Source organism: Muricauda sp. MAR_2010_75, assembly GCF_000745185.1.
GTDB lineage: Bacteria > Bacteroidota > Bacteroidia > Flavobacteriales > Flavobacteriaceae > Flagellimonas.
This window is the reverse complement of the sequence record NZ_JQNJ01000001.1, coordinates 2009591-2032263: the sequence shown is the minus strand read 5'-3', so window position 1 is coordinate 2032263 and position 22673 is coordinate 2009591. Positions and strand designations below refer to the sequence as shown.

General features: G+C 40.2%; 24 protein-coding genes. 7 read left to right on the top strand and 17 right to left on the bottom strand.

Translation table 11 applies throughout. The features are described from left to right. The first annotated feature begins 51 nt into the window (after nucleotides 1-51). Both FG28_RS09080 and FG28_RS09075 read left to right on the top strand, forming a co-directional pair. Nucleotides 52-687 (top strand): transglutaminase family protein, encoded by a 636-nt coding sequence (locus FG28_RS09080; RefSeq protein WP_036382166.1) that lies wholly within the window; start codon nucleotides 52-54, stop codon nucleotides 685-687. Nucleotides 688-1035: 348 nt separating this feature from the next. Next, on the top strand, nucleotides 1036-1740 hold the full coding sequence (locus tag FG28_RS09075) for a sulfite exporter TauE/SafE family protein (RefSeq protein ID WP_177190035.1): 705 nt from the start codon (nucleotides 1036-1038) through the stop codon (nucleotides 1738-1740). Here FG28_RS09075 and FG28_RS09070 read toward each other — a convergent pair. The 13 genes from FG28_RS09070 to FG28_RS09010 all read right to left on the bottom strand — a co-directional run bounded on the left by FG28_RS09070 (nucleotide 1737) and on the right by FG28_RS09010 (nucleotide 13892). Next, nucleotides 1737-2831: a hypothetical protein gene (locus tag FG28_RS09070; RefSeq protein ID WP_036382160.1), complete on the bottom strand. Its 1095-nt coding sequence runs from the start codon at nucleotides 2829-2831 to the stop codon at nucleotides 1737-1739. The two genes, FG28_RS09075 and FG28_RS09070, sit on opposite strands and share 4 nt — an antisense overlap. Nucleotide 2832: 1 nt before the next feature. Further along, nucleotides 2833-3894 (bottom strand): hydrogenase expression/formation protein HypE, encoded by a 1062-nt coding sequence (gene hypE / locus FG28_RS09065; protein WP_229702477.1) that lies wholly within the window; start codon nucleotides 3892-3894, stop codon nucleotides 2833-2835. A 10-nt stretch (nucleotides 3895-3904) separates the two neighbouring features. Beyond that, nucleotides 3905-4999 (bottom strand): hydrogenase formation protein HypD, encoded by a 1095-nt coding sequence (gene hypD / locus FG28_RS09060; RefSeq protein ID WP_036382157.1) that lies wholly within the window; start codon nucleotides 4997-4999, stop codon nucleotides 3905-3907. 97 nt (nucleotides 5000-5096) lie between these two features. Next, nucleotides 5097-5372, bottom strand: coding sequence for a HypC/HybG/HupF family hydrogenase formation chaperone (locus FG28_RS09055; RefSeq protein ID WP_036382153.1), 276 nt, complete (start codon nucleotides 5370-5372; stop codon nucleotides 5097-5099). Between the two features lie 3 nt (nucleotides 5373-5375). Next, nucleotides 5376-7637: a carbamoyltransferase HypF gene (gene hypF / locus FG28_RS09050; RefSeq protein ID WP_036382150.1), complete on the bottom strand. Its 2262-nt coding sequence runs from the start codon at nucleotides 7635-7637 to the stop codon at nucleotides 5376-5378. 7 nt (nucleotides 7638-7644) lie between these two features. Beyond that, a complete protein-coding gene (hypB, locus tag FG28_RS09045; protein ID WP_072878679.1) occupies nucleotides 7645-8343 on the bottom strand; it encodes a hydrogenase nickel incorporation protein HypB in 699 nt (232 codons plus the stop codon). A 31-nt stretch (nucleotides 8344-8374) separates the two neighbouring features. Next, nucleotides 8375-8722, bottom strand: a complete 348-nt coding sequence (locus tag FG28_RS09040; RefSeq protein ID WP_036382147.1) for a hydrogenase maturation nickel metallochaperone HypA — start codon at nucleotides 8720-8722, stop codon at nucleotides 8375-8377. A 7-nt stretch (nucleotides 8723-8729) separates the two neighbouring features. Next, nucleotides 8730-10211, bottom strand: coding sequence for a hypothetical protein (locus tag FG28_RS09035; RefSeq protein WP_072877979.1), 1482 nt, complete (start codon nucleotides 10209-10211; stop codon nucleotides 8730-8732). Further along, the gene (locus FG28_RS09030; RefSeq protein ID WP_036382140.1) at nucleotides 10186-10443 is read right to left on the bottom strand and encodes a hypothetical protein; all 258 of its coding nucleotides are present in this window, start codon (nucleotides 10441-10443) and stop codon (nucleotides 10186-10188) included. The genes FG28_RS09035 and FG28_RS09030 overlap by 26 nt, the downstream gene beginning before the upstream one ends. After that, on the bottom strand, nucleotides 10440-10760 hold the full coding sequence (locus FG28_RS09025) for a hypothetical protein (RefSeq protein ID WP_051947244.1): 321 nt from the start codon (nucleotides 10758-10760) through the stop codon (nucleotides 10440-10442). Before FG28_RS09025 ends, FG28_RS09030 begins: the two co-directional genes overlap by 4 nt. An 8-nt stretch (nucleotides 10761-10768) precedes the next feature. Beyond that, nucleotides 10769-11236 carry a hydrogenase maturation protease gene (locus FG28_RS09020; RefSeq protein WP_036382137.1) on the bottom strand — a complete coding sequence of 156 codons (468 nt, stop codon included), beginning with the start codon at nucleotides 11234-11236 and terminating at the stop codon, nucleotides 10769-10771. A gap of 79 nt (nucleotides 11237-11315) precedes the next feature. Further along, nucleotides 11316-12908: a nickel-dependent hydrogenase large subunit gene (locus FG28_RS09015; RefSeq protein WP_036382135.1), complete on the bottom strand. Its 1593-nt coding sequence runs from the start codon at nucleotides 12906-12908 to the stop codon at nucleotides 11316-11318. A 21-nt stretch (nucleotides 12909-12929) separates the two neighbouring features. Then, a complete protein-coding gene (locus FG28_RS09010) occupies nucleotides 12930-13892 on the bottom strand; it encodes a hydrogenase (RefSeq protein WP_036382133.1) in 963 nt (320 codons plus the stop codon). 246 nt (nucleotides 13893-14138) lie between these two features. Between FG28_RS09010 and FG28_RS20455 the strand changes: the two genes are divergently transcribed. Together FG28_RS20455 and FG28_RS08995 are read left to right on the top strand one after the other, a co-directional pair. Beyond that, nucleotides 14139-15014 (top strand): restriction endonuclease, encoded by an 876-nt coding sequence (locus FG28_RS20455; RefSeq protein ID WP_081894298.1) that lies wholly within the window; start codon nucleotides 14139-14141, stop codon nucleotides 15012-15014. Between the two features lie 83 nt (nucleotides 15015-15097). Continuing rightward, a protein-coding gene (locus FG28_RS08995) for an IS3 family transposase (protein WP_156102245.1) occupies nucleotides 15098-16227 on the top strand; the annotation gives its coding sequence in 2 pieces (ribosomal slippage) (nucleotides 15098-15359 and nucleotides 15359-16227; 1131 coding nt in all). A gap of 62 nt (nucleotides 16228-16289) precedes the next feature. Here the strand turns inward: FG28_RS08995 and FG28_RS08990 are convergent. Further along, on the bottom strand, nucleotides 16290-16688 hold the full coding sequence (locus FG28_RS08990; protein WP_036382123.1) for a hypothetical protein: 399 nt from the start codon (nucleotides 16686-16688) through the stop codon (nucleotides 16290-16292). A gap of 205 nt (nucleotides 16689-16893) precedes the next feature. Here FG28_RS08990 and FG28_RS08985 point away from each other — a divergent pair, with 205 nt between their 5' ends. Then, nucleotides 16894-17475, top strand: a complete 582-nt coding sequence (locus tag FG28_RS08985; protein WP_036382120.1) for a GNAT family N-acetyltransferase — start codon at nucleotides 16894-16896, stop codon at nucleotides 17473-17475. A gap of 161 nt (nucleotides 17476-17636) precedes the next feature. After that, nucleotides 17637-18230 (top strand): GNAT family N-acetyltransferase, encoded by a 594-nt coding sequence (locus tag FG28_RS08980; RefSeq protein WP_036382117.1) that lies wholly within the window; start codon nucleotides 17637-17639, stop codon nucleotides 18228-18230. 135 nt (nucleotides 18231-18365) lie between these two features. On the opposite strand, the gene FG28_RS08975 is transcribed toward FG28_RS08980, so the two are convergent. Beyond that, complete coding sequence (locus FG28_RS08975) at nucleotides 18366-18644, bottom strand: hypothetical protein (RefSeq protein WP_156102244.1); 279 nt, start codon at nucleotides 18642-18644, stop codon at nucleotides 18366-18368. A 110-nt stretch (nucleotides 18645-18754) separates the two neighbouring features. Here FG28_RS08975 and FG28_RS08970 point away from each other — a divergent pair, with 110 nt between their 5' ends. Further along, nucleotides 18755-18985, top strand: a complete 231-nt coding sequence (locus FG28_RS08970; protein WP_036382112.1) for a helix-turn-helix domain-containing protein — start codon at nucleotides 18755-18757, stop codon at nucleotides 18983-18985. Nucleotides 18986-19136: 151 nt separating this feature from the next. Here FG28_RS08970 and FG28_RS08965 read toward each other — a convergent pair whose 3' ends face one another. Together FG28_RS08965 and FG28_RS08960 are read right to left on the bottom strand one after the other, a co-directional pair. Beyond that, on the bottom strand, nucleotides 19137-19874 hold the full coding sequence (locus FG28_RS08965; protein WP_036386376.1) for a PP2C family serine/threonine-protein phosphatase: 738 nt from the start codon (nucleotides 19872-19874) through the stop codon (nucleotides 19137-19139). A gap of 5 nt (nucleotides 19875-19879) precedes the next feature. Then, nucleotides 19880-22651 (bottom strand): serine/threonine-protein kinase, encoded by a 2772-nt coding sequence (locus FG28_RS08960; RefSeq protein WP_036382108.1) that lies wholly within the window; start codon nucleotides 22649-22651, stop codon nucleotides 19880-19882. Nucleotides 22652-22673 lie beyond the last annotated feature (22 nt).

Genomic DNA, 22673 nt, shown 5'->3' with positions numbered 1-22673 from the left:
ACTATTGAAAAGTACAATCAAAGGATTTTGAAAGTAATTATTGAGTGACAAATGGATTTTCTATCCCAGACATACTATTTTGATTTCGAATCAGATGAAATTCAGGAGTTCGTCCGTGATTTTAAAGACGATTCCCTTTTGCCAAAAGAGAAAGCCAAACTATTATATGTTAAGGTAAGAGATTCATTTAGATACGATCCCTATTTTTTAAGTTTTTCAAAGGAGCATTTTAAAGCCAGTAACCTTGTGAAGCAAAAAAAGGGTCATTGTATAGATAAATCCATCATTCTAATTGCCGGGTTACGCTCCTTGGGAATACCGGCAAGAATCCGTTTGGCAAAAGTCAAGAACCATATAGCAATAGACAGGCTTACCGAAAAGTTCGGAACTAATGAATTGACTCCACATGGCATGGTAGATCTTTTATTGGAAGAGAAATGGTTGAAGGCCTCACCGGCATTTAATCGGTCATTGTGCAAAATGTGCAATGTTCAGCCCTTGGATTTTGATGGCGAAAATGATTCAATATTCCAAGAGTACAATAATGAGGGAAAAGAATTTATGGAATATCTTGAAGACTACGGCCATTTTGAGGATGTTCCTTTGGATTTCATGGAGGCGAATGCCAGAGAACATTATCCGCATATTTTTGGGAATGATAAAAATAAAAAGGAGTTTTGGTTATAATCACTCTGTCAAAAGTTCAATAAAACGATTATTTTGAGGTAGCATAATTCCGCAACTTTGTTTAACTCTACAGTCAGCGATTAGTTCCGTAAAAGGTTAATTCCCGATACTACTAAAAAGAACGGAAAATGGAACTGAATCTTAAAGTTTGCCCAACTTCTCTGAGCTTTCCCCTAAAACGGCCGATTAATAGGACCATAATTATGATTTATAACGGCCTAGGATTTTCACTTTAAAGAGCTAAATAATGAAATGTATATTTTGTAACAACGTAGAGCGAATTGAAAAGCGTATCAGAAACAATTTTGACAAGAAATTTCACTACATTGTTCTTTTGTAAATCGAATGATGAGCTTTCCTTTACTTGCCGGTATTGCAGCTTCAATATTACATGTGGTTTCAGGACCAGACCATTTGGCTGCGGTTACCCCTTTGGCGATTGAAACGAGACGAAAAGTCTGGAAAATAGGTTTGTTCTGGGGTTTTGGACATCTGACCGGAATGCTTTTGATAGGGTTGCTTTTTCTCCTATTTCGGCAATACATTCCAATAGAGAAAATATCGGAACATAGTGAACAGCTAGTTGGCGCCGTTTTAATTGTCGTGGGACTCTGGGCATTATACAGTATTTTCGGCAAAAGAAAAAACCACAAACATCCGCATGTGCACAATGCGGAAGAGCCCTATATTCATATACACGAACATGAGCATGACAAAAACATGCTAAACCATGGTCACGCTCATAGCAAAAAGGTTAAGCAAAATCAATGGACTTCTTTTGGGATTGGGGTTTTACATGGACTCGCAGGAATAGCACATTTTGTTTTACTCCTTCCGGTATTGGGATTTGAAAATAAATTTGATAGTATTCAATACATCATTGGCTTCGGATTAGGAACACTATTGGCTATGACGATTTATACATTCTTACTTGGACAATTAGCGAGGTACTCCAAAAAACAAAACAGTAAATCTCTTTTTAAAATGGTGCGCTTATCGGGAGGAGTTTTCGCAATTGCTATAGGTGTTTACTGGCTGTATCTTAGTCTTTAGAGCTTTAAATCCGTTATCACTACCCGATGATTTCCAGTATCGGCAATGATTAGTTTATTTTCTTTTGTAGTTATTGAAAAAGGCCAATACAAGGAGCTTGAAGTTCCCATCAAGGTTTCTTTATTTTCGCTTCCTGTTTTAAAATCTCGTTTCCCAATGACCGCTGTTGCTTCGGGATTGTTTTTCGTTGGGATTTTATCAAACCATAATACTCTACTATTCCCAGTATCATTTACTAGTATCCCGTCTTTATAGAAACAAGCATCATATATCCAGTTTAACGATTTTGAAGAGGGAAACAAGCCAAACTGATTTTGTCCACAAGCATCAAAATCGGCTTGTCCAATAATACTATCCGCTGGTTTTGAAAATGCTTTGTCAGCATCATTCCAAACTAATGAACGGTAGAATTGAGTGTCGGCTACGACCATTTGTCTTTTGGCATTTACCTTAACGGAATAGGGCCAAATGGGTTCATGATTTTCATAATCCCTGTTCGTGAAATCCGGTTTTCCTATGACTTCATCCGCCGGAGCAAAATTGGTCATTGGAATCCCGTCATAGAACAATATCCTCCGATTCCCTGTATCTGCTATCCAAAGGCTTTCTCCATCTGAGAAAACTCCGTACGGCCAGTTTAAGGTTTGTGCAGAAGGGTCGTTTCCAATACCCGAAACGTTGGGTTGATTTGATTCAAAATCGGGCTGCCCCAACACTACATCCGCTGGCTGCCCATTTTGAGTGGGTAACGAATGCCAAATAAGCACGCGATGGTTCCAAGCATCTGCAACGATAACGATAGTGCCATTGCTCCATATTCCCGATGGATAATGTAATGTACTTGCAGTTGCAATTCCACCCGCATTACGACCCGTTTCTGTGGCATCGACCTGACCCAAAACAATATCGGGTTCTTGATATTCTGTCTTGGGAATTTCATTCCAGATAAAAATGCGATTACGCCCCGTATCGGAAACAAAGAGTTTATTCTCCATAGTAAAAACTCCTCTTGGAGCCAAGAATGGCATTTCCTCGGAACCTTTAAAAACATAAGAATCGGTAACATGTTTGCCTAGCGTTTCAAAATTCATATTAACAAATTCTAGGCAATTGTTCTCCGGGAAGCATACTTATAACCCTCTTACCTCCTATTGCACTTTCCATAATGACTTGTTTGGGATGTTCCGCAACGACGCTTCCTATAATACGAGCATTTTGACCATTCTCATCTTCTTGCAAAGCAGTCAAAACGGCATCTGCTACAGACTCAGATACGAAAGCAATAAAGAGTCCTTCGTTTGCTACGTATAAAGGGTCCAAGCCTAATAATTCGCAGGCACTTGCCACCTGTTCATCCATAGGAAAATCTCTTTGAAACAAGTCGATACCTATTTCAGAAGATTGTGCAATTTCTTTCAATACTGTTGCAACACCACCCCGTGTCGGGTCAGTCAATAAATGAATACTTTCTCCAAACAGCTCAATCAATCGTAGTATGGTATGATTTAGATTGGTGGTATCACTCTTGATTTCAGAGCCGAATTCTAAACCTTCACGAACCGACATGATAGCCATTCCGTGAGATGCAACATTTCCACTAATAATTATTTTGTCTCCTACGGATATATTTTTTACGCGGATATTTGCTTTGGGATGAATAGGTCCGACACCTGAAGTGTTCACGAAAATTTTGTCGCCCTTACCCTTTTCAACCACTTTAGTATCGCCAGTAACGATTTGCACGCCTGCTTTTTCACAAGCGAATTTGATGGCTACCAGAATATCCCAAAATTCTTTTACTGGAAGTCCTTCCTCAATGATAAAACTTAACGAGAGATATTTGGGCGTAGCCCCGCACATTGCCAGATCATTGACCGTTCCGTTTACGGCCAACTCTCCAATATTTCCCCCGGGGAAAAATATGGGAGACACTAAAAAGCTATCTGTAGAAAAAGCCGTTTTGCCATGCAACTCTAAAAATGCACCATCATGGCGTTCGTCGAGGATATCGTTTTTCAGCAGATCAAAAACACCACTATCTAAAAGTCTGTTGGTTAGTACTCCGCCACTTCCATGCCCTAAAGTGATGACATCAAAGTCAAGTTTAGGCATGGGGCATTGCAGCTGCACGCGTATTTTGTTGTTCTCCGGCATTTGGTTTCGATTAAGCTTCAACTAGTCCGGAAAAGTGATAATAGGCAGCACAAGCCCCTTCACTACTGACCATGGGCGCACCAAGTGGATTTGTAGGTTTACACGCTTTACCAAATTGAGAGCACTCAAAAGGCTTTTTGATTCCCTTCATAACCTGACCTGAAATACAGTCTGGGTTTTCAGGTGCCTCTTCAATCGTGACACTAAATTTTTTTGTAGCATCAAACGCTGCATATTTCTCACGAACGGCATAGCCGCTATCAGGAATTTCCCCAATACCCCGCCACATCTGATGTCTAACTTCAAAAACTTCATCAATGACTTTTTGAGCATCACGATTACCTTCCTCCCGAACGATTCTAGCGTATTGATTTTCAACTTCAGACTTACTTTGCTCTAATTGACGGATAACCATCAAAATACCTTGCAGCACATCTAAAGGTTCAAAACCCGTAACCACGATCGGCACTTTATATTTGGCCGATATTGGATGATACTCCGTATTGCCCATTATGGTACATACATGACCAGCAGCCAAAAAGCCATCTATTTTACTTTCCTCATCATCGATTACCGCTTTTATTGCTGGTGGCACCAAGACATGCGATGCCAAAATAGAATAGTTTTTTACGCCTCTACGATGCGCGTGCACTACCGACAAGGCATTTGCCGGAGCCGTTGTTTCAAAGCCAACGGCAAAGAAAACAACTTCTTTATCCGGATTGTCTTCGGCAATTTTTACAGCCTCTAAGGGAGAATATAAAATCCGTACATCGGCTCCTTCTGCTTTTGCTTCAAGCAAACTTTTTTGAGAACCAGGCACTCTCAGCATATCTCCAAAGGAGCAAAGAATCACTCCTTTGTCTGAGGCGAGATACACCGCTTTATCGATTAAATTCAAAGGAGTCACACAAACGGGGCACCCGGGTCCATGAATCATAGTAACCGAATCCGGTAACATTTCAATGATACCATTTTTCACAAGGCTATGTGTTTGCCCACCACAAACTTCCATAATCGACCAAGGTCTAGAAACGGTGTTCTTTATTTCTTCCAAATATTTTTTTGCGAGTTCAGGGTCGCGGTATTCAGACATGTATTTCATCTGTAGATTTTTATTTTTATTAATTGGTCAGATGTAATTCGCTCAATTTGCAAATTGAATGTAATGTTTGTAATGGATCATTTCACGGCAAACGGTTTTAATTAGTTTTTGGCAAATATTCATCTACATCGGTAAGGTCTCCCAGTTCCCCAATCTCTTCCAGATACTTAAACGTTTTTTGCGCTTCTTCTTCATCTACTTTGCTGATGGCAACACCAACGTGTACCAATACATAATCGTCAATATCGGCATCAGGCAGCATTTCTAAACTGGCCTCTTTGGTTATACCGCCAAATAACACTTTAGCCATGCGCACCTTGCCATCATACTGCATTTCAATACTCTTGATTTTACCTGGAATCGCTAAACACATAATTTACTTTTTAATATGCTGATAATAAGATAACTGACCGAACGAAATATTCTCATCGTTACTAGACAATATACGATTAAATTTTAACTTTATTCCCGAATTTTCAGCTAGTTTTATAAGCTTTTCGATGAGTACAGCATTTTGAAAAACCCCGCCACTACAAGCAATACAACTAAAATTATGCTGCTTTGCTATATTAAAAATCACGCGCGCTAGCGTATGAATAAAACTATTCGCAATTCTTGGAATTGAGAAACCATCTACCATAGCTTGATGAATATTTTGAATAATTGTTTTTGTTGGAATGTTTTCAAATACTACCCCTGCTAAAAAATCAACTTCATCATTTCCAACATACATTCTTGCTTGATTTTCTAATAGCATTGCAGCCTCACCTTCATAGCTAGTCACATCTATTATACCCAACAAGGATGCAACCGCGTCAAACAAGCGTCCTACCGATGATGTTTTCAATGGGTTGTTCTCCAACATTTTTAAATAGACTTTCCATTCCGTTTCGGAAAACTTCTTCCTGGCAATTTCCTTTTCTGCATTGGGAAGTATACTGAGAAAGGACAATCTTGGTTCTTTCGCCATTTTATCAGCAGCCAACCAATCATAATATTCAAAGTGAATCAGCCGTTCCATTTCGTGATTTTGATACGTAAAGGACTCGCCTCCCCATATCATATTGTCTTCTCCAAACCCAGTTCCATCCCAAACTAGACCTAGTATTTTTTCTTTGGAATCAAATAAATCGTGTTCGCCTAAAACACTTGCAAAATGGGCTTTGTGATGTTGTATGGAGATATATTCCGCATTCCATTTTTCAGCCAACTCCCTTCCCAAAATGCTACTTTGATATTGTGGATGGGCATCTATCAAAATTACTTCCGGTTGTGTTTGAAACAACTTTTCAAATTGTCCAATACTATTCTGAAATCTTTCGGAAACATCATAGCTATCCAGATTTCCAAGATAAGGACTCATATAGGTATGCGAATTAGGCACAAACGTAAACGTGCTCTTTAAATGGGCACCCATGGCCAGTATCTTTTCGTTTCCCGAAGGTGTCATATTCAGAAAGTTGGGAGCTAATCCACGAGAACGTCGAAGTGTAATTTGATGTTCATCAGTAAACCGAAATACAGAATCATCCTGAGGAAAAGTAACTTCTAAATCGTGATGCAGGAAATAATCAGCCACTCCAGATAGTTTTTGAATTGCTTCTGATTCTTTCGAGATAATCGGGGAGCCATGAACATTTCCACTCGTGGCGATGATCGGAGTACCAAGTTCATCCATCAAAACCGTGAGCAAAGCTGATGATGGTAACATAACACCGAATTGATTCAATCCTGGAGCGATACCATCTTGTTCCAAGTCAGGAATAGACTTCTTCGGGTTCAAAATAACTATGGGAGCTACAGATGAAGTAAGTGCATTTTCTTCTGTAGCACTTAGGTTAAAGTCTTTTTTGATTCTTTCCAAGGATGGATAGAGCAAGGCAAAAGGTTTCGCAGGGCGTTGCTTTTTTTCACGTAAACGTTCTATCGCCGACTTATTATTGGCATCGCAACATAGCAGATAACCATTTGTGTTTTTAAGTGCCAGGATGCTTCCTTTTCGGATGAAGTCGGATGTTTTCTTAACTAGCTCCTTATGGTCTCCATCAAATTGCCTCCCGTCATAATCTTGCAGTTTTAATTGAATCCCACAATCGGCGCAGCCATTCGTTTGCGAATGAAATCGCCTGTCATCAGGATTGATATATTCCGATTGACAAGTAGCACACATTTTAAAGGCAGAAACCGTTGTATTTGACCTCTCAAAAGGAAATTTTGTGGTCGCCGCAAATCTTGGGCCGCAGTTGGTGCATGTGGTAAAAGCATACCCATATCGCCGATTGCTTTTATCCCTAATTTCAGCTTTGCATGATTCGCAAATAGAAAAATCTGGGGTTAACGGAATGTTGGTTTGATGCTTTGCTTCTGAAGGAATTATCTTGAAGCCATCGAATTCTTGAAACGGAATTTCGGAAATCTTATGTGATTGAATGATAGAAATTGATGGAGCATTTTCTAGTAGTTGAACCAGAAAATTAGTTGCTTTTTCTTCGGAGGCATTGATGTGAATTAGTACTCCGTCTTGATTATTGCAAACCGAACCCCTCAATTGAAATTGTTTAGATAAACTATACACAAAAGGACGGAAACCCACCCCTTGTACTTGACCAGAAATAGTAATTTCAAAGGTTTTTTGCATTTAGCCATTATCCTTTCTTCCGTTCAATTTTCTCCAGTAACCAATCACACCAAGCATCTATTCCCTCTCCGTTCGTAGACGAAACTTGTAACACTTCTATTTCATGGTTTACCTCTCGCGCATCCTTGATTACGGCTTCTACTGAGAAAGGCACGTAAGGCAATAAATCGGCTTTTGAAACGACCATCATATCGCTGGTCAAAAACATTTTAGGATACTTTTTGGGCTTGTCATCACCTTCTGTTGTTGCCATTAAGGTAACGCGATAGTCTTCACCCAAATCGAAAGAAGCCGGACAAACCAAATTGCCCACATTTTCTATGAACAATAAATCAATATTCTCCAAGTCGAATTGGTCTAAAACCTGATGCACCATTTGAGCTTCCAGATGGCAAATACCTCCCGTTACTATCTGCAGGGCATGTATGCCGGTCTCCCGAATACGCTCTGCATCACGTTCCGTTTCTAAATCTCCGACCATCACGGCCATTGTTATTTTATCCTTTAGTTTTTCTGCGGTTTTCTGCATTAAGGTGGTCTTACCACTACCTGCTGATGAGGTTATGTTGATTAAAAGAGTATTGGTTTTAGCCATTTCCTTTTTAATAATATCCGCTACAAAATCATTTGCTTTGAGCAAATTGATATTAGTGTTCTCGCATTGCACAGTTCCTCGTGCCGCCTTTGTTGATTTATCTACGCTCATCGTTTTTTTGTGTTTATAAAGACCTAATGGTCTAGTCATCAAATTCTATTTTGTGAATCAACATTTCCTCCCCTTCGATTACATTTTTACTTGGTCGTTCGCAATTTTCGCATAGAAACCTGTAATTCTCCACATTGGTAACATGATCGCAAACTTCACATTGAATTTTCAATTGTGTCGATTCTATTTTCAAAGCAACGTTCTGAAATCTGCCATCCCTTAAATGATAAACATCATATGCGTTGTGTAGCAAACGCGGTTCTATGTTCGAAAGGATTCCCACTTTCAGGTGAATTGCTTTCATCTTCTGGAGTTTCTCAGCTTCAAACTCTTGTTCCAAAGTCGCAATAATGCTATTTACGATAGATGTTTCGTGCATAACCCTCCTAAATTAAACTTTTTACTTTTTCCAATTCTTGGAGATGCTTCTCAGCTTGTTCTAGTATACCAGCATCTGTCACCAAAGTTTTCACTTCCTCGGCTTTTTCCTTCATTTCTTCATATTTTTTCAACTCCTCCTCACTAGTTTCGTTATGTGTAAGCCATCCCAATTCCAATTGATTCATCAAGGTCAAAGCACGTTCAAAGGGATATGCTTCTGCCGTTCTCACCTCAAGCGCTTCCTCAAACAGACCAGCTGCTTTTTCAAGATTGTCATGAATTTTTGCTGGAGGAAAATGCATTAACGCTGTCGCATAATTATGACTTGCCATTGCATTTTCATACGGATACTTATCTTTTGTATAAAAAGCCAGAACTTCTTTGAAGGATGATGCACAAAAGGCCGTCCACATTGGTTTCTCGTCAGCACCTACCGGAATTTCAGAATAAATTAACGCCAGATTGTGATGTACATCTGCAAATTTCTGAGGATGTGTATCTCGCTTGAACACTTTCAATACATCCTGAAAAGCATTAATGGCTGCTTTATAATATTGAGGACTTCCATTCTTTGACCAAGTATATAATAGAATCGCTTTTTTGAATCCGGCCTCTCCCAAGAACTCCGGAATATCTTCTTCTTTAAAATATTGAATCGCTCTATTAATAAGTTCTTTGGATGCAACAAAGTCTCCCTTAAAATTGGCAATTTCTGTTGCATCGACCAACAACATTCCTGCCTGTATTTTCAGGTCTTTTGCTTCGAATTGAGCAATGGCCTTTAACTGCAGTTCATGAACTTCTTCTAACATTTGACTATCATAAGGCACTTGTAATTGTGCCATTAAAATTCCCGCTAAATGGGTATTCATTGCATTTTTGGCATCTTCTGAAATGGCAATTTCGAATTGTTCTTGCGCCAGTTGTTTTGCCTCCTGCAATTCACCAGAATCGAGAAGTAAATTTAGGTAGTGTTTAGCCGTAAATACCTTGACTTCATCATTTTCAGCTTTGGAAAGTGCTTCAGAAAACTCTTTTTTAAGTCCCTCATTGTTTTTGGGGTTTTCTACGACACCATAATAACTTAGAACTGCACTGTTGTGCGGCGATGTATTGTAACAAAAATCTACCATGTCAGGCGAAATCTCATAACCGAATTGCAAATGTGTTGCAATCAAAAGGTGGTGGTATAGCGGATGTTCTTCAGAAACAAACTCAAAGGCCTTTTGATGATTTCCAAGCTTATAGAAAACCAAGGCCAGTAGATTTTGCCTGTTAAATGGAGTCGCAGGAAATATATAAGGCGGTTCCAAATCATACCAATCTAAAGGAACTGTAATTTCATCCGATGCTACCACCAAGGTTTTCAGGTCATCTATAGTTTCAGCGTCCTCGGTTATGCCAACCAACTCATCCAATCTATCTACCGATGCAATCGCCTTCTGAACCTTTAGGATGGCATCAGTTGTTGTTAATATCGTAAGCATCTTTGTCTACTTTTTGTGTACCTCGTGGGTCTTTTGCAGCTGTTTGCTGTATATTTCTACCATAGATTTCAGCGAGTCGTTCCGAACGGTAATCACCGATAACTTGAACCAAAACCTCGTTAGGGTCTTGGGTATTTATAAATATGAGCGAAACCTCCCAACGTCCTTTTACAGGGGTAACCTTGTACTGCACCTCGGCATCTATTAGCCAGTCGTTTTTTGGTTTTGTCATGAGATACTCACCTTTATCAAATTCGTTTTTTCAATGATTTCATAATCCAAATCCCTGTCAGTCATATCTAAATCATTGTCTATCAATATCTCTCGAATAGCTAGGGTTTTATCACCTTTTAAATTACGTGATTTCAATAGAAACTGAGTCGGTTTGTACATTTTAACGAACCATTGACTCGAAACAGGAGTGATTAAAACCTTACTCTGCTCTTCCACATAGGTGACATACGCGTAATGAATGTCTCCGAAGATGGGTTGAATCAATTCATTGTCCAAATAAATATGTGAAGTCTTCAGGGTGATTTTAGCACTCACGTAGATATCTATAAATTTAATTCTTCCAAAATATGTTGTACGACTTTATCACCTGCTTCCTTCACCACGTCACTCAAATCAACTTCTAGCTTGGTATTTTCAATCGCCACTAAATACACTTGAATATCTTCTGGATACTCATCTTGTAATATTTTTTTCGTGTACGATAAAGCCTGGTCCCATTTCATTCCATGGAGAAAAACCATCGGGTCATCTTGAGGTGCTTTCATTACTTCTTCCGCTGGGACTTTAAACAAAGTACCCACAGGTTCATTGCTATTCAGAACTGCATCTGCCAAAATAATCTTATCATGGCCTTTTAAACCAAAAAGTACTTCAAAGGCAGCTGTACCCATATCGATAATGCTTATGTCGTCAGAATCGGGAAGTTTTTCCCGCAACTGTTCTATTACATAAATGCCTACTGCATCATCGCTGCGCACCGGATTTCCAAATCCCATTATTGCCGTTTTCATCTATTTTTCTTTCTATTAAAGTAAAAAACTTTCCCGAGGTCACCCTCAGGAAAGTCTCAAAAAAACTACATGTCAGAAGTTATAATTTGAATCTTGATAGCTCAACGCCACTTTGCGCATCATGGGCATGTACCGTACATACCAAACATGAATCGAAAGAGCGCGCTACAATACCTACTTCTACTGGATCTAATGGGTCTTCGATCGTTGTGCCCAAAAGAGCGGTCTCAATAGGTCCTGGATTATCATTACCATCTTGCGGACCAACATTCCAAGTTGTTGGGGCCATAACTTGATAGTTTTTGATAACACCATCTTTAATTTCAATCCAATGTGCTAAGGCTCCTCTTGCTGCTTCCGTAGCACCAAAACCTTTGCCGTCTTTCTCAACAGGTTTGGTGTAGAACTCACCATCTAAATCAATTTCAGATAACCATTGTTCAATGAATTTATAGATTCTAGGAGCTTCATGAACTCTAGCAAGAACTCTAGTGAATACGCTAGGCCCTAGCTTTTTCATGATATCACCAAATAAAGGATCTCTAATTTGATGTTCCTTATTATTTGGGTTAGCGTTCATAATCACCCTAGCCAACGGACCAGCTTCAGCAGCATGTCCGTCATAACGCGGAGCTTTTGCCCAGCTATATTGATTATCAAAGTCACTATCATGCAATGTCTGCGATTTCATAGGTGTCGGAAGCGGTTCATCCCAAGGGTGAAGCCCATCTTCTTGGTCTTTATACCACGAATGCTTAACGTGCTCGCTCACTTTCATGTGGTCAAACTCATGATAATTTTCACCATCAAAGAATCCACTTGAGCTAATTAAGGCGTCATTTCTACCTTCAATAGTTGGATTATTATATCTGTCTTTATGCAAGTATGTTCCTGTTGCTAAGAATTTACCAACACCTTGACCGAATTTATCCAAACCAAATTCGATACCCGCACGAATCAACAATCCCAGATCACTATTCTTTTGAGATTCATTTTCTTCGACCCACGCCAACATGTCGTCCCAAGATTTGATTTCCATATAACGCTCGATAGAGCAACCTAACCAAATCGGTTCTAACCAATCGTTTTTAAATTGTGCGAGTATAGCATGAGCTCTGGTAATATCCTTTAAGGTAGGAGCGCACATCACCCCACCCGGCACCATGTAACTTGAGTGGGGCCATTGACCACCGAACAAGGCATAAATCTGAACTGGCAGTCCACTTGCCGTCAATCCCTTTTGAAAGGTTTCTCCGACATAGGCGGACCAGCGTTTTACCACTTCCTTATATAAAGGTTTATCGGCATACTTTTTATTAGCTAAATCCGTGGCGAAAATCGCATAATACCATCTTGGGATACTTTGAAGGGTTTCCGAAGCCTGACCAATCGCTCTCAACAAAAGAGCATTTGGGGTTAGCTTTGTTCCCCAAGCAGTATCTAATGCCGAGGATGCACAATATAGGTGCGACCCTCCACAAATACCACAAATTCTAGGAGTAACAATGAGTCCCGATTGTGGATCCTTGCCTGCCATGATTTTCTCAAAACCCCTGAACATCGCTGCTTGCGTATGGGCGCGTGTGACTTTGCCGTTGTCAATATAGACCTTCACATCCAAATCGCCCTCAACACGACCAACGGGAGATATATTTAATTCTGTTACTGACATTTTTATTCTTTTTCGTTGCTATTATTTTGAACCTTCCTGAACCCTATGGTTTGTAGGTAATACTTTCTGGAAACCGGCCTCTAAATAGTAAGCCAATTTGTTCCTACCCTCTGGGACTTCTTTAGGAAATGTACCCATGTACTTCATGGTCTTAAAAACACTACCTTTCATAAGGTCGTGATGTGGAAAGCCAGGTTCGGTACAGCCCAAACAAGGATGATTAGCTCGGGTTTTACTAGATTGTCTGTTCCACAATATATTGTTACAACTCGCTCTTGTCATTGGGCCTCTACATCCAACCTCGTAAAAGAGGCATCCGTTACCCCTTTGGCCAAATCCACCATCGACTTTTTGTGCAAAGTTGACTACGTTGGTACAACCTGTCTGAACAAAGTCGGTAAAAAACGTTTTTGGCCTGTGGTAATCATCAATAAGCACATCGCCTATCCTTCCCACAGAAATCGCGACAAGAATTTGAGTAATCCAATCTGGGTGCGCAGGGCAACCTGGTATATTTATTACTGGCAAACCACCTTTTGAAACATAGTCAGGGCCCAAGAACCCACCCTTGTTCTTTTTATGGAATTGCATTCCAGTAGATTCACTAGGGTTTGGCGGAACTGCAGGTATGCCTCCCCATGTTGCGCAATCGCCAATAGCGACGACATAGCCCGCAACTTCTGAGAGTTCCTTAATCCAGTCCTTCATCGGACGGTCAGCGAATAAGTTCATGGTTCCTGTGTTATCCGGGCCTTGAATTATCGAGCCTTCAAAAACAAGAATATCCATCTGCACTTTTCCTGCGAGGATATCCTTTAATAGGTCTTGAACTTGGTCCCCAATCTGTAAACCGGTTGTTGGGTGCCATAAAATGTTTAGCCCGAAATCGGTAATAAGTTCTACCACCGTTGGTTCTTCGGCGTTCAAAAAGGACATTGTGTTGCCACTACATGCACCTCCTTGTAACCATAGTACATTTGCCATAAGTCATTTGATATTTATTTTAAAAGTAATGAAAATAAGAATATGATTCTTATTTAACAAAATTTTTAGAGTATTTTGCGTTATTTGGAATATATCTTAATTATTCATGACAACCTCTTAAAATAAAAAGTCTGTAAGCTAATTTAATTTCAGATGAACTAATTGAGTTTCATGAAAGGAACCTTATTCGGAACTAAGATTTCTTATCGTTATCTTCACTACATAAAAGAAAAGTTCAAATAAACGATGATTCTAGATTATTCTCATACTCAGGAGAGGAGACTTCATTATCGACTTGCATCGACTGAACCTGATTATGTTCAAGGGACTTTGTACAATACGAGAACGGGATGGTGCCCCTATGACAATAAATCTACTGAGCTTGTCTTTGATGGCTTTGACCCGTTAGATTCCCCACACGGAGGAGGAGAAAATCTAAAAATTTGGTCTTGTGACTCTTGTGGATATTGGCAATCAAGTAGGACCTCAACTTGGTGGAACGATTTAGCAACACTTGAAGGTCAAAATCTAATTGAAAAGCATTCAATGCTTAGGCATTTTGATATTGACTCAGTAAATATTCCTATATCTACGTTACGTAATTACCTAAAGTCAAAGCCAAATCTTATTTATAGGGTTGCACCAAAAAGCATGGAGCTGCTGGTAAAATCTGTATTTTCTGATTTTTTTGAATGTAATGTTTATCACTGTGGGCAATCCAATGATGGCGGTGTCGATCTATATTTTGTACAATCAAATAAGCCGATTTTTGTACAGGTTAAAAGACGTGAAACCCCGAACAAAACCGAACCTGTCAACACCATCCGAGACTTTTTGGGGGCGATGATGCTAAAGGAGGCCAAAAAAGGATATTTTGTGTCAACTGCAAAGAAGTTTTCAAAAGAAGCTCATAATGCTGCCAAAAAAGCCGAAACATTGGGACTTGTGGAAACATATGACTTGATAAACTATCATCGTTTTTTTGAAATTCTCAATTTAGTTCATAAAGAGAATACCCCTCCATGGAAAAAATACATCGAAGACTATTATGACCTTGTTGAATATAGAAACAAAAATAGATTCAAACTGAAATATCCACTTCGGGAAAATCCAAAATCATAATTTACCCCGAAGATCAAGTGTAAGCTCCCCTTAAAACCGAACTGTTTAAAAGTAGAATAATAATCTTAATTTTAAACAGCATTATGAGGAAGAGCAAATTTTCACCAACACAGATCGCAAAGATTTTAAAAGAGTTTGACAACGGCAAGTCCGTTGCCGAGATAACCCGTGACCATGGGGTCAGCTCCGCCGCATTTTACAAGTGGCGTTCGAAGTACGCCGGTATGAGCGGGAAGGAGCTCAAGCGCATCAAGGAGCTCGAGGAGGAGAACCGCAAGCTCAAGCAGATGTACGCCACTCTGGCCCTGGATCACCAAATGGCCAAGGAGGTCATCGAAAAAAAGCTCTGAGGCCCTGCCGCAAGCGCAGCATTGGCAAAGATCTTGCCCATTACGGCATCAGCAGGGCGTGCCGTGTCCTTAACATGAGCAAGAGCGTTTACTATTACAGTCCGTTGCCAAAGGATGACGGGGAGATCGAGAAGGCCTTGCGGGAAAAGGCCAGGGAACATCCGGAGGAGGGTTTCTGGATGGCCTATCACCGTTTGAGGGCAGAGGGAATGCCATGGAACCATAAGCGCGTCCACCGTGTCTACAGGGCACTGGGACTGCCCTTGAGAAGAAAGGCGAAGAAACGCCTTCCGGCACGTGTGAAAGAGCCTTTGGAGGTCCCGGCGGAGGCCGACCACACCTGGAGCATGGATTTTGTCACCGACGTCCTGGAGAACAAACGCCGTTTCAGGGCACTGAACATCATGGACGATTACAACAGGGAGGCACTGCACATCGAAGTGGATTTTTCCCTGACCAGCAACCGTGTGGTCTGGGTGTTGAACCATCTGATCAACAGAAGGGGAAAGCCCAAGCGCATACGCATGGACAACGGTCCTGAGTTCATCGCTAAGCTAACGTCCCAATGGAGCAAGATGCACGGAATAGAGTTCAAATATATACAACCGGGAAAACCGACCCAGAACGCATTTGTGGAAAGGTTCAACGGCAGTTTTAGGAGGGGGACCCTCAACAGGTTCATCTTTGAGGACATCGACCAAGTAAGGGAACAGGCACGGATTTGGATGAACGATTACAACAATTACAGGCCACACAAGGCCCTTGGATATGTGTCCCCTAAACAATATCTGGAACTCAATTCCTTGTGCGGTACCGCACAAGGAATTAAAAACGATAACTTTGATGAAGTTTTAGAAAAATAAGCAGTTCTATCTAAGGGAAGTCTACACAAGTTTAAAACTTAAGGTATAATCAAACGATATTTTTATTTGACCAATTCATAACCATAACCTGGACCATCACATGGAAGATAGCCTCCATTGAAAATTTCCCTATCATTCAAAACAGACATCCATTCCTTAAGGGAATTTCCACAACTCTGTATAAGATAACTTCCTTTTTCATAGTTCAGTTCGAAATAATCTATGCCATCCGATTCAATCAAAGTATAACTACCCGTGGCGATGCTAGTACTATCAACAAAAACTCTCCTTTTGATAAAAGTGCTGTCCAGTGAAAACTCGACAAACTCATTGAACTCCAAATCCTCCTTTTTGATAATTTTTCCGGACATCCCTGCATTTATGAACTGGAGTTCAAAAAGCATTGTCTCCTCTCCCATGAATCCTTCATCATCATGGCCACAAGACAAAAAAGCTCCCATAGAAATTATCGAAAATAATATATTTGGTATTTTCATAACTAAAGAAATGTTGAGGTATCAAATAATAGATACTTCATGCCATGAAAAGTTGCTTTTCCCAATTCAAGTATCAAAGAAAACAACCGAACTACACAATCAAATAGTTTTAAACTCTAGGTGTCACATACAATAATATTGGAACTAGAATTAACCCAAGAAGTTCATAATGATAAAATCTAAGATTTTTACGGATGGTTTCTGTTTGGAAACAGATGAAATCAAACTAAGACCCTCAAAAATGGAGGACTTGGAAGCATTTCTGTCAATAAGCTCCCCTCCGATATGGACACATATGTCACAGGACTTGGAAAATCCATCAGACTGGGAAAAATTCCTATCCCAAACCATTTCAGATAGAGAAAATCAAATCAAACAGGAATTTGCCATCATCCTAAAAGAAGAAGACCGAATTATCGGGGCCACGAGCATCAGTCAAATTTCGGAAGTGGACAATAAGGTTGAAATTGGACTTACATGGATTTCGGAAAAATATCAGGGAAAAGGTATAAATCAAAAAGTAAAAGGTATACTCCTTACTTTTTTGTTCGAGGAACTAAAAATCAACAAAGTAGAATTTAGGACTCGTGGTGATAACCTAAAATCGCAACGGGCACTTAATAAAATTGGTGCTACAAAAGAGGGAGTGTTAAGAGAGCTCATATTCCGCAATGGAAAATATATTGATGTTGTATATTTTGGGATTTTGGCCTCTGAATGGAAAAATATAAAAAGGAGAGGAGCACTTTAATATAATTAGAAGCACTTATAGAAAACCATTCGAGACCAATTTGAAACTCTCAAACAAATAATAAGGAAATGAAATCTGTAAGATTAAGTCCAAAATCAAGTATGGATCAAGCTTCTTCAAGAAAAACTAAATTAAATAATATTACCATTAACGAGCCATAAATGAACCCAGATATTTTAAACACAGACATAGTACTTGAAAATGAAAGAGTATTACTCGTACCCTTTGAAAATTCAAGAAACCAAGAATTAAAAGAAATAATCTTCGAAAAGAGAATTTGGGAATTTATGGGTATGCACATTAACGATGAAGAGGATTTTCAAACTTATTTATCAAGCACAATCAACGACAAGCTTAACGGAATATGTTACCCCTTTTTAATAATAGATAAAATTAACAATTGTGTTGCTGGCAGTACCCGCTATGGATATTTAAATCCTATCAGCGAAAAATGCGAGATTGGATGGACGTGGTACGGTATCAATTTTCAAGGAACTGGTCTGAACAAAGCATGTAAGTATGAATTATTGAACTTTGGATTTGAAAATATCGGATTTAGAAGAATCCAGTTCAGTGCTGATCAGGAAAATTTAAGGTCACAACGTGCCATTGAAAAACTCGGGGCAAAAAAAGAAGGGGTCTTTAGAAACAATTATATTGCCCCGAATGGCGAAAGTAGAAACGATGTTTATTTCAGCATAATAAAAGAAGAATGGAATGAAATCAAAATTGCAGAATTCGCAGAGTTCTTATAATCCTAAAAACGGGAAAAAGTAGGTTAGTTGTTATCTTAATATCAAATAGCCGACATCTTATAACCTTATTTTTTCGCAGTTTTTCCAATAAACTTAATAGTAAAATTCAAGTTTTATTTTCTTCTTAAAACAAGCTTAGCGCCTATCCTTAAATCCACTTCTTACGATTCTACCTACTTTTTGGCAGAGATTTAAATGAAGTTTCTTAAAAGTTGTCTCATCTATTTCTATGACTTCAGACCATTCATCGTAACCGGATAGGTTTTTGACCTTGCCTTCAATTACTTTGAAAACCATAAAATCCGAGTTTTCGGACTCTATCAATGTTTCCATCGAAACTTGGAAAAGGTCTTTGGCTTCCATATTGGAACAAAACACATATTTTATAAAATCATCTGAAGACTGAAATGGCATAACTTTATTTGTATGTCTCTATAAGGCTATAAACTAACAACAAATATAATGAAAATTTCACGCTATATATGACGTAATATGTGTCCGCCGTTTTCTGCAACTTTCCGCCCATGCAGAAAGCCAATTATATAGAGGAGAGGAAAGCTATCGCTGACCGTATCAAAGAACTTAGAATCAAAAGTGGATATACCAGTTATGAAGCTTTTGCGGTTGAGAATGGTCTCCCACGCAAAAACTATTGGCGTATGGAGACAGGCGAGAACTTTACCATTAATACTCTAATTAGGATTCTCAAAATTCATGACATTAGCTTAGAAGATTTTTTTAAAGGCATCAAATGAGTTCCTTATTTCTCAAAAGCCTTTTTAATTCTTTATATCTTCCCATCTTGAATGAAATCCCCAAATGAGATAATGACCATTAATTGGAAACGCCGGACATAGTATACTACTTCAATTGTAAAGGGGAGGATGTTTTTACACGTTCCAGAATTTAACCCATTCTAATGATATACATAGAGTAATTGTCTTTGGTATCGTCTTTGGCATTTTCCATGATTTCCGATTTGATTTCCTGCACGGATGCTTTGCCTCTGAACCATAAAGAAATCCTTTCTTCATCAAGGTGCTCCAAAATGCCATCGGTACAAAGAAAGAAAAAATCATCTTTCTTGATATCCGTAATAACATGTTGGTCAACTCTTGTTGAATTTACTCCGTTTACCGCTCTAGTAATAATATTCCGTTTGGGATGTGTTTGTGCCTCTTCTTCGGTAATTTCCCCCATATCCACCATTCCCTGTACCACAGAGTGGTCTTTGGTTTGAAAAAGGATCTCTCCATCCCGTATGTGGTATACCCTACTATCTCCGACCCAACCGACCAATGCCTTTTCTTCTGCATCTGAAATCAGTAAAAAAGTGAACGTAGTGGCCATGCCCTTCGCTTCGGGATGGGTTTCGAGATATGTGCCCAAATTTTGTTCGACACTTTGTAGGGCCAAAGGTAAATATGTTTCATCTTCAATATACTCCACTGGATTTTCAGAGAGATACTTGGAAAATCCTTGACAGGTCAAAGAAGAGGCCACTTCGCCCTTGGCCTGCCCTCCAACACCGTCGCATACCATGAACAAGCGGGAATCCTCTGTTGGTGTTCCAGGGTATATGGCATCCTCGTTTGACTCTCTTAGGCCTATTTCATTACAATACACTGGTAGGTGGATCTTCATTTTCTTCAATACCGTTTAGCGATAACATCACAGGCATTTTTATACCCCTTCTCACAGGATTTTTGGTACCAAGTTTTTGCCAAATAGGTGTTTTTGACCGTTCCAATGCCACTTTGGTAACAAGAGGCCAGATTGTACATGCCAACCCTGTCCCCGTTTGTTGCGGACTTTTTATATAGTTCAAAGGCCTTGTCCAAGTTTTTCGGACCTCCCAGACCCCTGTCGTGCATATAGCCGAGATAACTTTGGGCACTGGCATGATCTCGGTCAGCCGCTATTTGGAACCATTTTCTGGCCGCATAGTAATATTTTCCATTGTAATACATCACGGCCACTCTATATTGGCTGTGCAGGTCCCCTTGTTCTGCTGCTTTCAAATACCATTGTGTGGCCTTTGCTTTTTTGTCCTTGCCCAACTTAAGGTCGTAATAAAGATCGCCCAATTTTTTTTGTGCCTGGAGATGCCCTTTGGTCGCTGCCTTGAGATACTTTCTTTCGGCTTCAAGATAATCTACCGGTCCAGCTGCCCCGGTTTCCGCCATGTAGCCCAACATATAGTCCGCAGTACTCATGTCCTGGGTCGCTGCCCGGAGAAAAAATTCCTTGGCCTTGATGAGATCTTTCTTTTTTCCTTTCCCGTCATAATGCAACCTTCCCAGAGCGTACAAGGCGGAACTTTGATTTTGCTTTGCTGCAAGCTCATAGTATACTATCGCTTCCGATACGTTCGGGGTCCCATCCGCTTCCCCGTACTCAAGAATCTTACCGGTCATGTACTGGGAATGTGCATACCCTTTATCAGCGGCCCGTTGGTACCAATCTCTGGCAAGTTTCACATCCTTTTCCACCCCCCATCCATCATAGTACAAAAGACCCATATTGTGCATACCGAAGGTGTTTCCTTTATCAGCGGCCAATTGGAACCAGTTTTTGGCCTCTAGGTAGTTCTTCTCATTGAAATATAAAGTGCCCAATTCATTTTGAGCCCCCAAATGTCCTTTATCGGCAGCTTTGGTCAACCATTGGACCGACTTTATACGATCTTTTTTGGCCAATACACCATTTTTATAGAATATACCTAAGTTGAACTGGGACAGGAGGTCACCGTTCTCGGCAGCAATTGTATATTGTTCCAGGGCCTTAACGGTATCCCTGGGGACGTATTGGCCGAACCTGTACATGTTGGCCATGCCCCGATATCCCGAATACCTTCCGATGGACGTGCATTTCTCATATCCTTCAAATGCTTCCTTATAGTTCTTTTCTGACACATTGAGGATCGCCAGGTTTTCGATGGCCGCTGGGTGGCCTTTGCTGGAGGCTTTTTCATAGTACAGTTTTGCCTTGCTTGCGTCCTTTTCCATTACATAGCCGAAATAGTGCATCAATCCCCTTAGGTTGTTTGCCTCTGGGTTGCCGTCATCACTCAAGGCCACAATGCTGCTCTTTGCCTTTTCATAGAATTTCTTGGCCTGGACCGTGTCCCTGTCCACACCAAGATTGTTTTGATAGGCCCATCCATGGTTAAAGTTTGCCAGGTCATATCCATCATCAATGGCCCTATCGGCATATTCAAACCCTTTTTCATAATCAACGTCGGTTCCATAACCATTTTGGTTGAACCTTGACAGAAAATAAAAGGCCTCCCCAGACCCATAGTCTGATGCCTTTTCATAGGCTTCATAGGCTTCTTTGAATTTTCCTTCTTTGTATAGGTTCCAGCCGTCTGCCAACAACGCATTTATCTTGGTGGAGCGATAAAAGGCATATCCCCCATACCCGGCACCCAAGATTAAGACAGTGGCCAACAAAACGGGCCAGACTTTTTTCTTTTTTTTGGGTTTGGCTTTCGGTGTGGAAAATTGTGTTTCATTTCCTCCCAAGAACACGGTGCCACTTTCATTGCTCTCTCCATTAATATCCCGGATGAAGTCGGATACGGAAGCATATCGGTCCGAAGCATTTTTCTGCAAACAAGTCTTTATGCAATTCTTAAATCTTTCGGGTACCTCGGAATAATCGGGATCTTCTCCAACGATACCATCCCGAATGAGTTCATAATCCTTCTTGTCATGCCCAAAAGGTAACTTTCCGGTCAATATTTTGTAGAACATAATGCCAAGTGCCCAAATATCGGTACGTTCGCTTATATCCCCATTCAGCCCGAATTTCTTTTTAAAGAATTGCTCAGGCGCCATGTAGTGTGGAGTTCCGACACCTTCGGTCATGGACTGTTGAATGGTCTTGTCGGATAGAATGTCCTGACTGATCCCAAAATCGGTCACCTTGGGCACTTTGTTTCCTTTGCGGTCCTTGGAAAATAGTACGTTCCCAGGTTTTAAATCCCTGTGGACAATGCCCTGTTTGTGCAGATAATCCACCGCTTGGGCTACCTCCACGATAATGTTCTTTCCTTCTTCCAAAGAGAGCTTTCGGTGTATCGCTTGGCCCAAGGTTCCTTCCCCGGCATACTCCATGATCAACACAGGATAATTCACGTTTCTGCCCATGGCATCCGTATGGGTAATGTATTCCAGACCATAATAGGTGATGAGGTGCGTATGGGATAACCCGTCTATTTTGGAAAACTCCTGTTCCAAACTGTATTTTTTCTGTCCGGTGCTCCCAGACGTACCTCTTGAAACAGCTTCTTTGTAAATTTTAAGGGCCACATACCTTCCTTCGGCATTGAGGTCTTTGGCCCTGAATACTTCGGCAAATCCACCTTCAGCTATGAGGTCTTTTTCTGGATCCCACTGGTAATGTGATAGTGTCATGATGGTCGGCGTAGTTGAATTT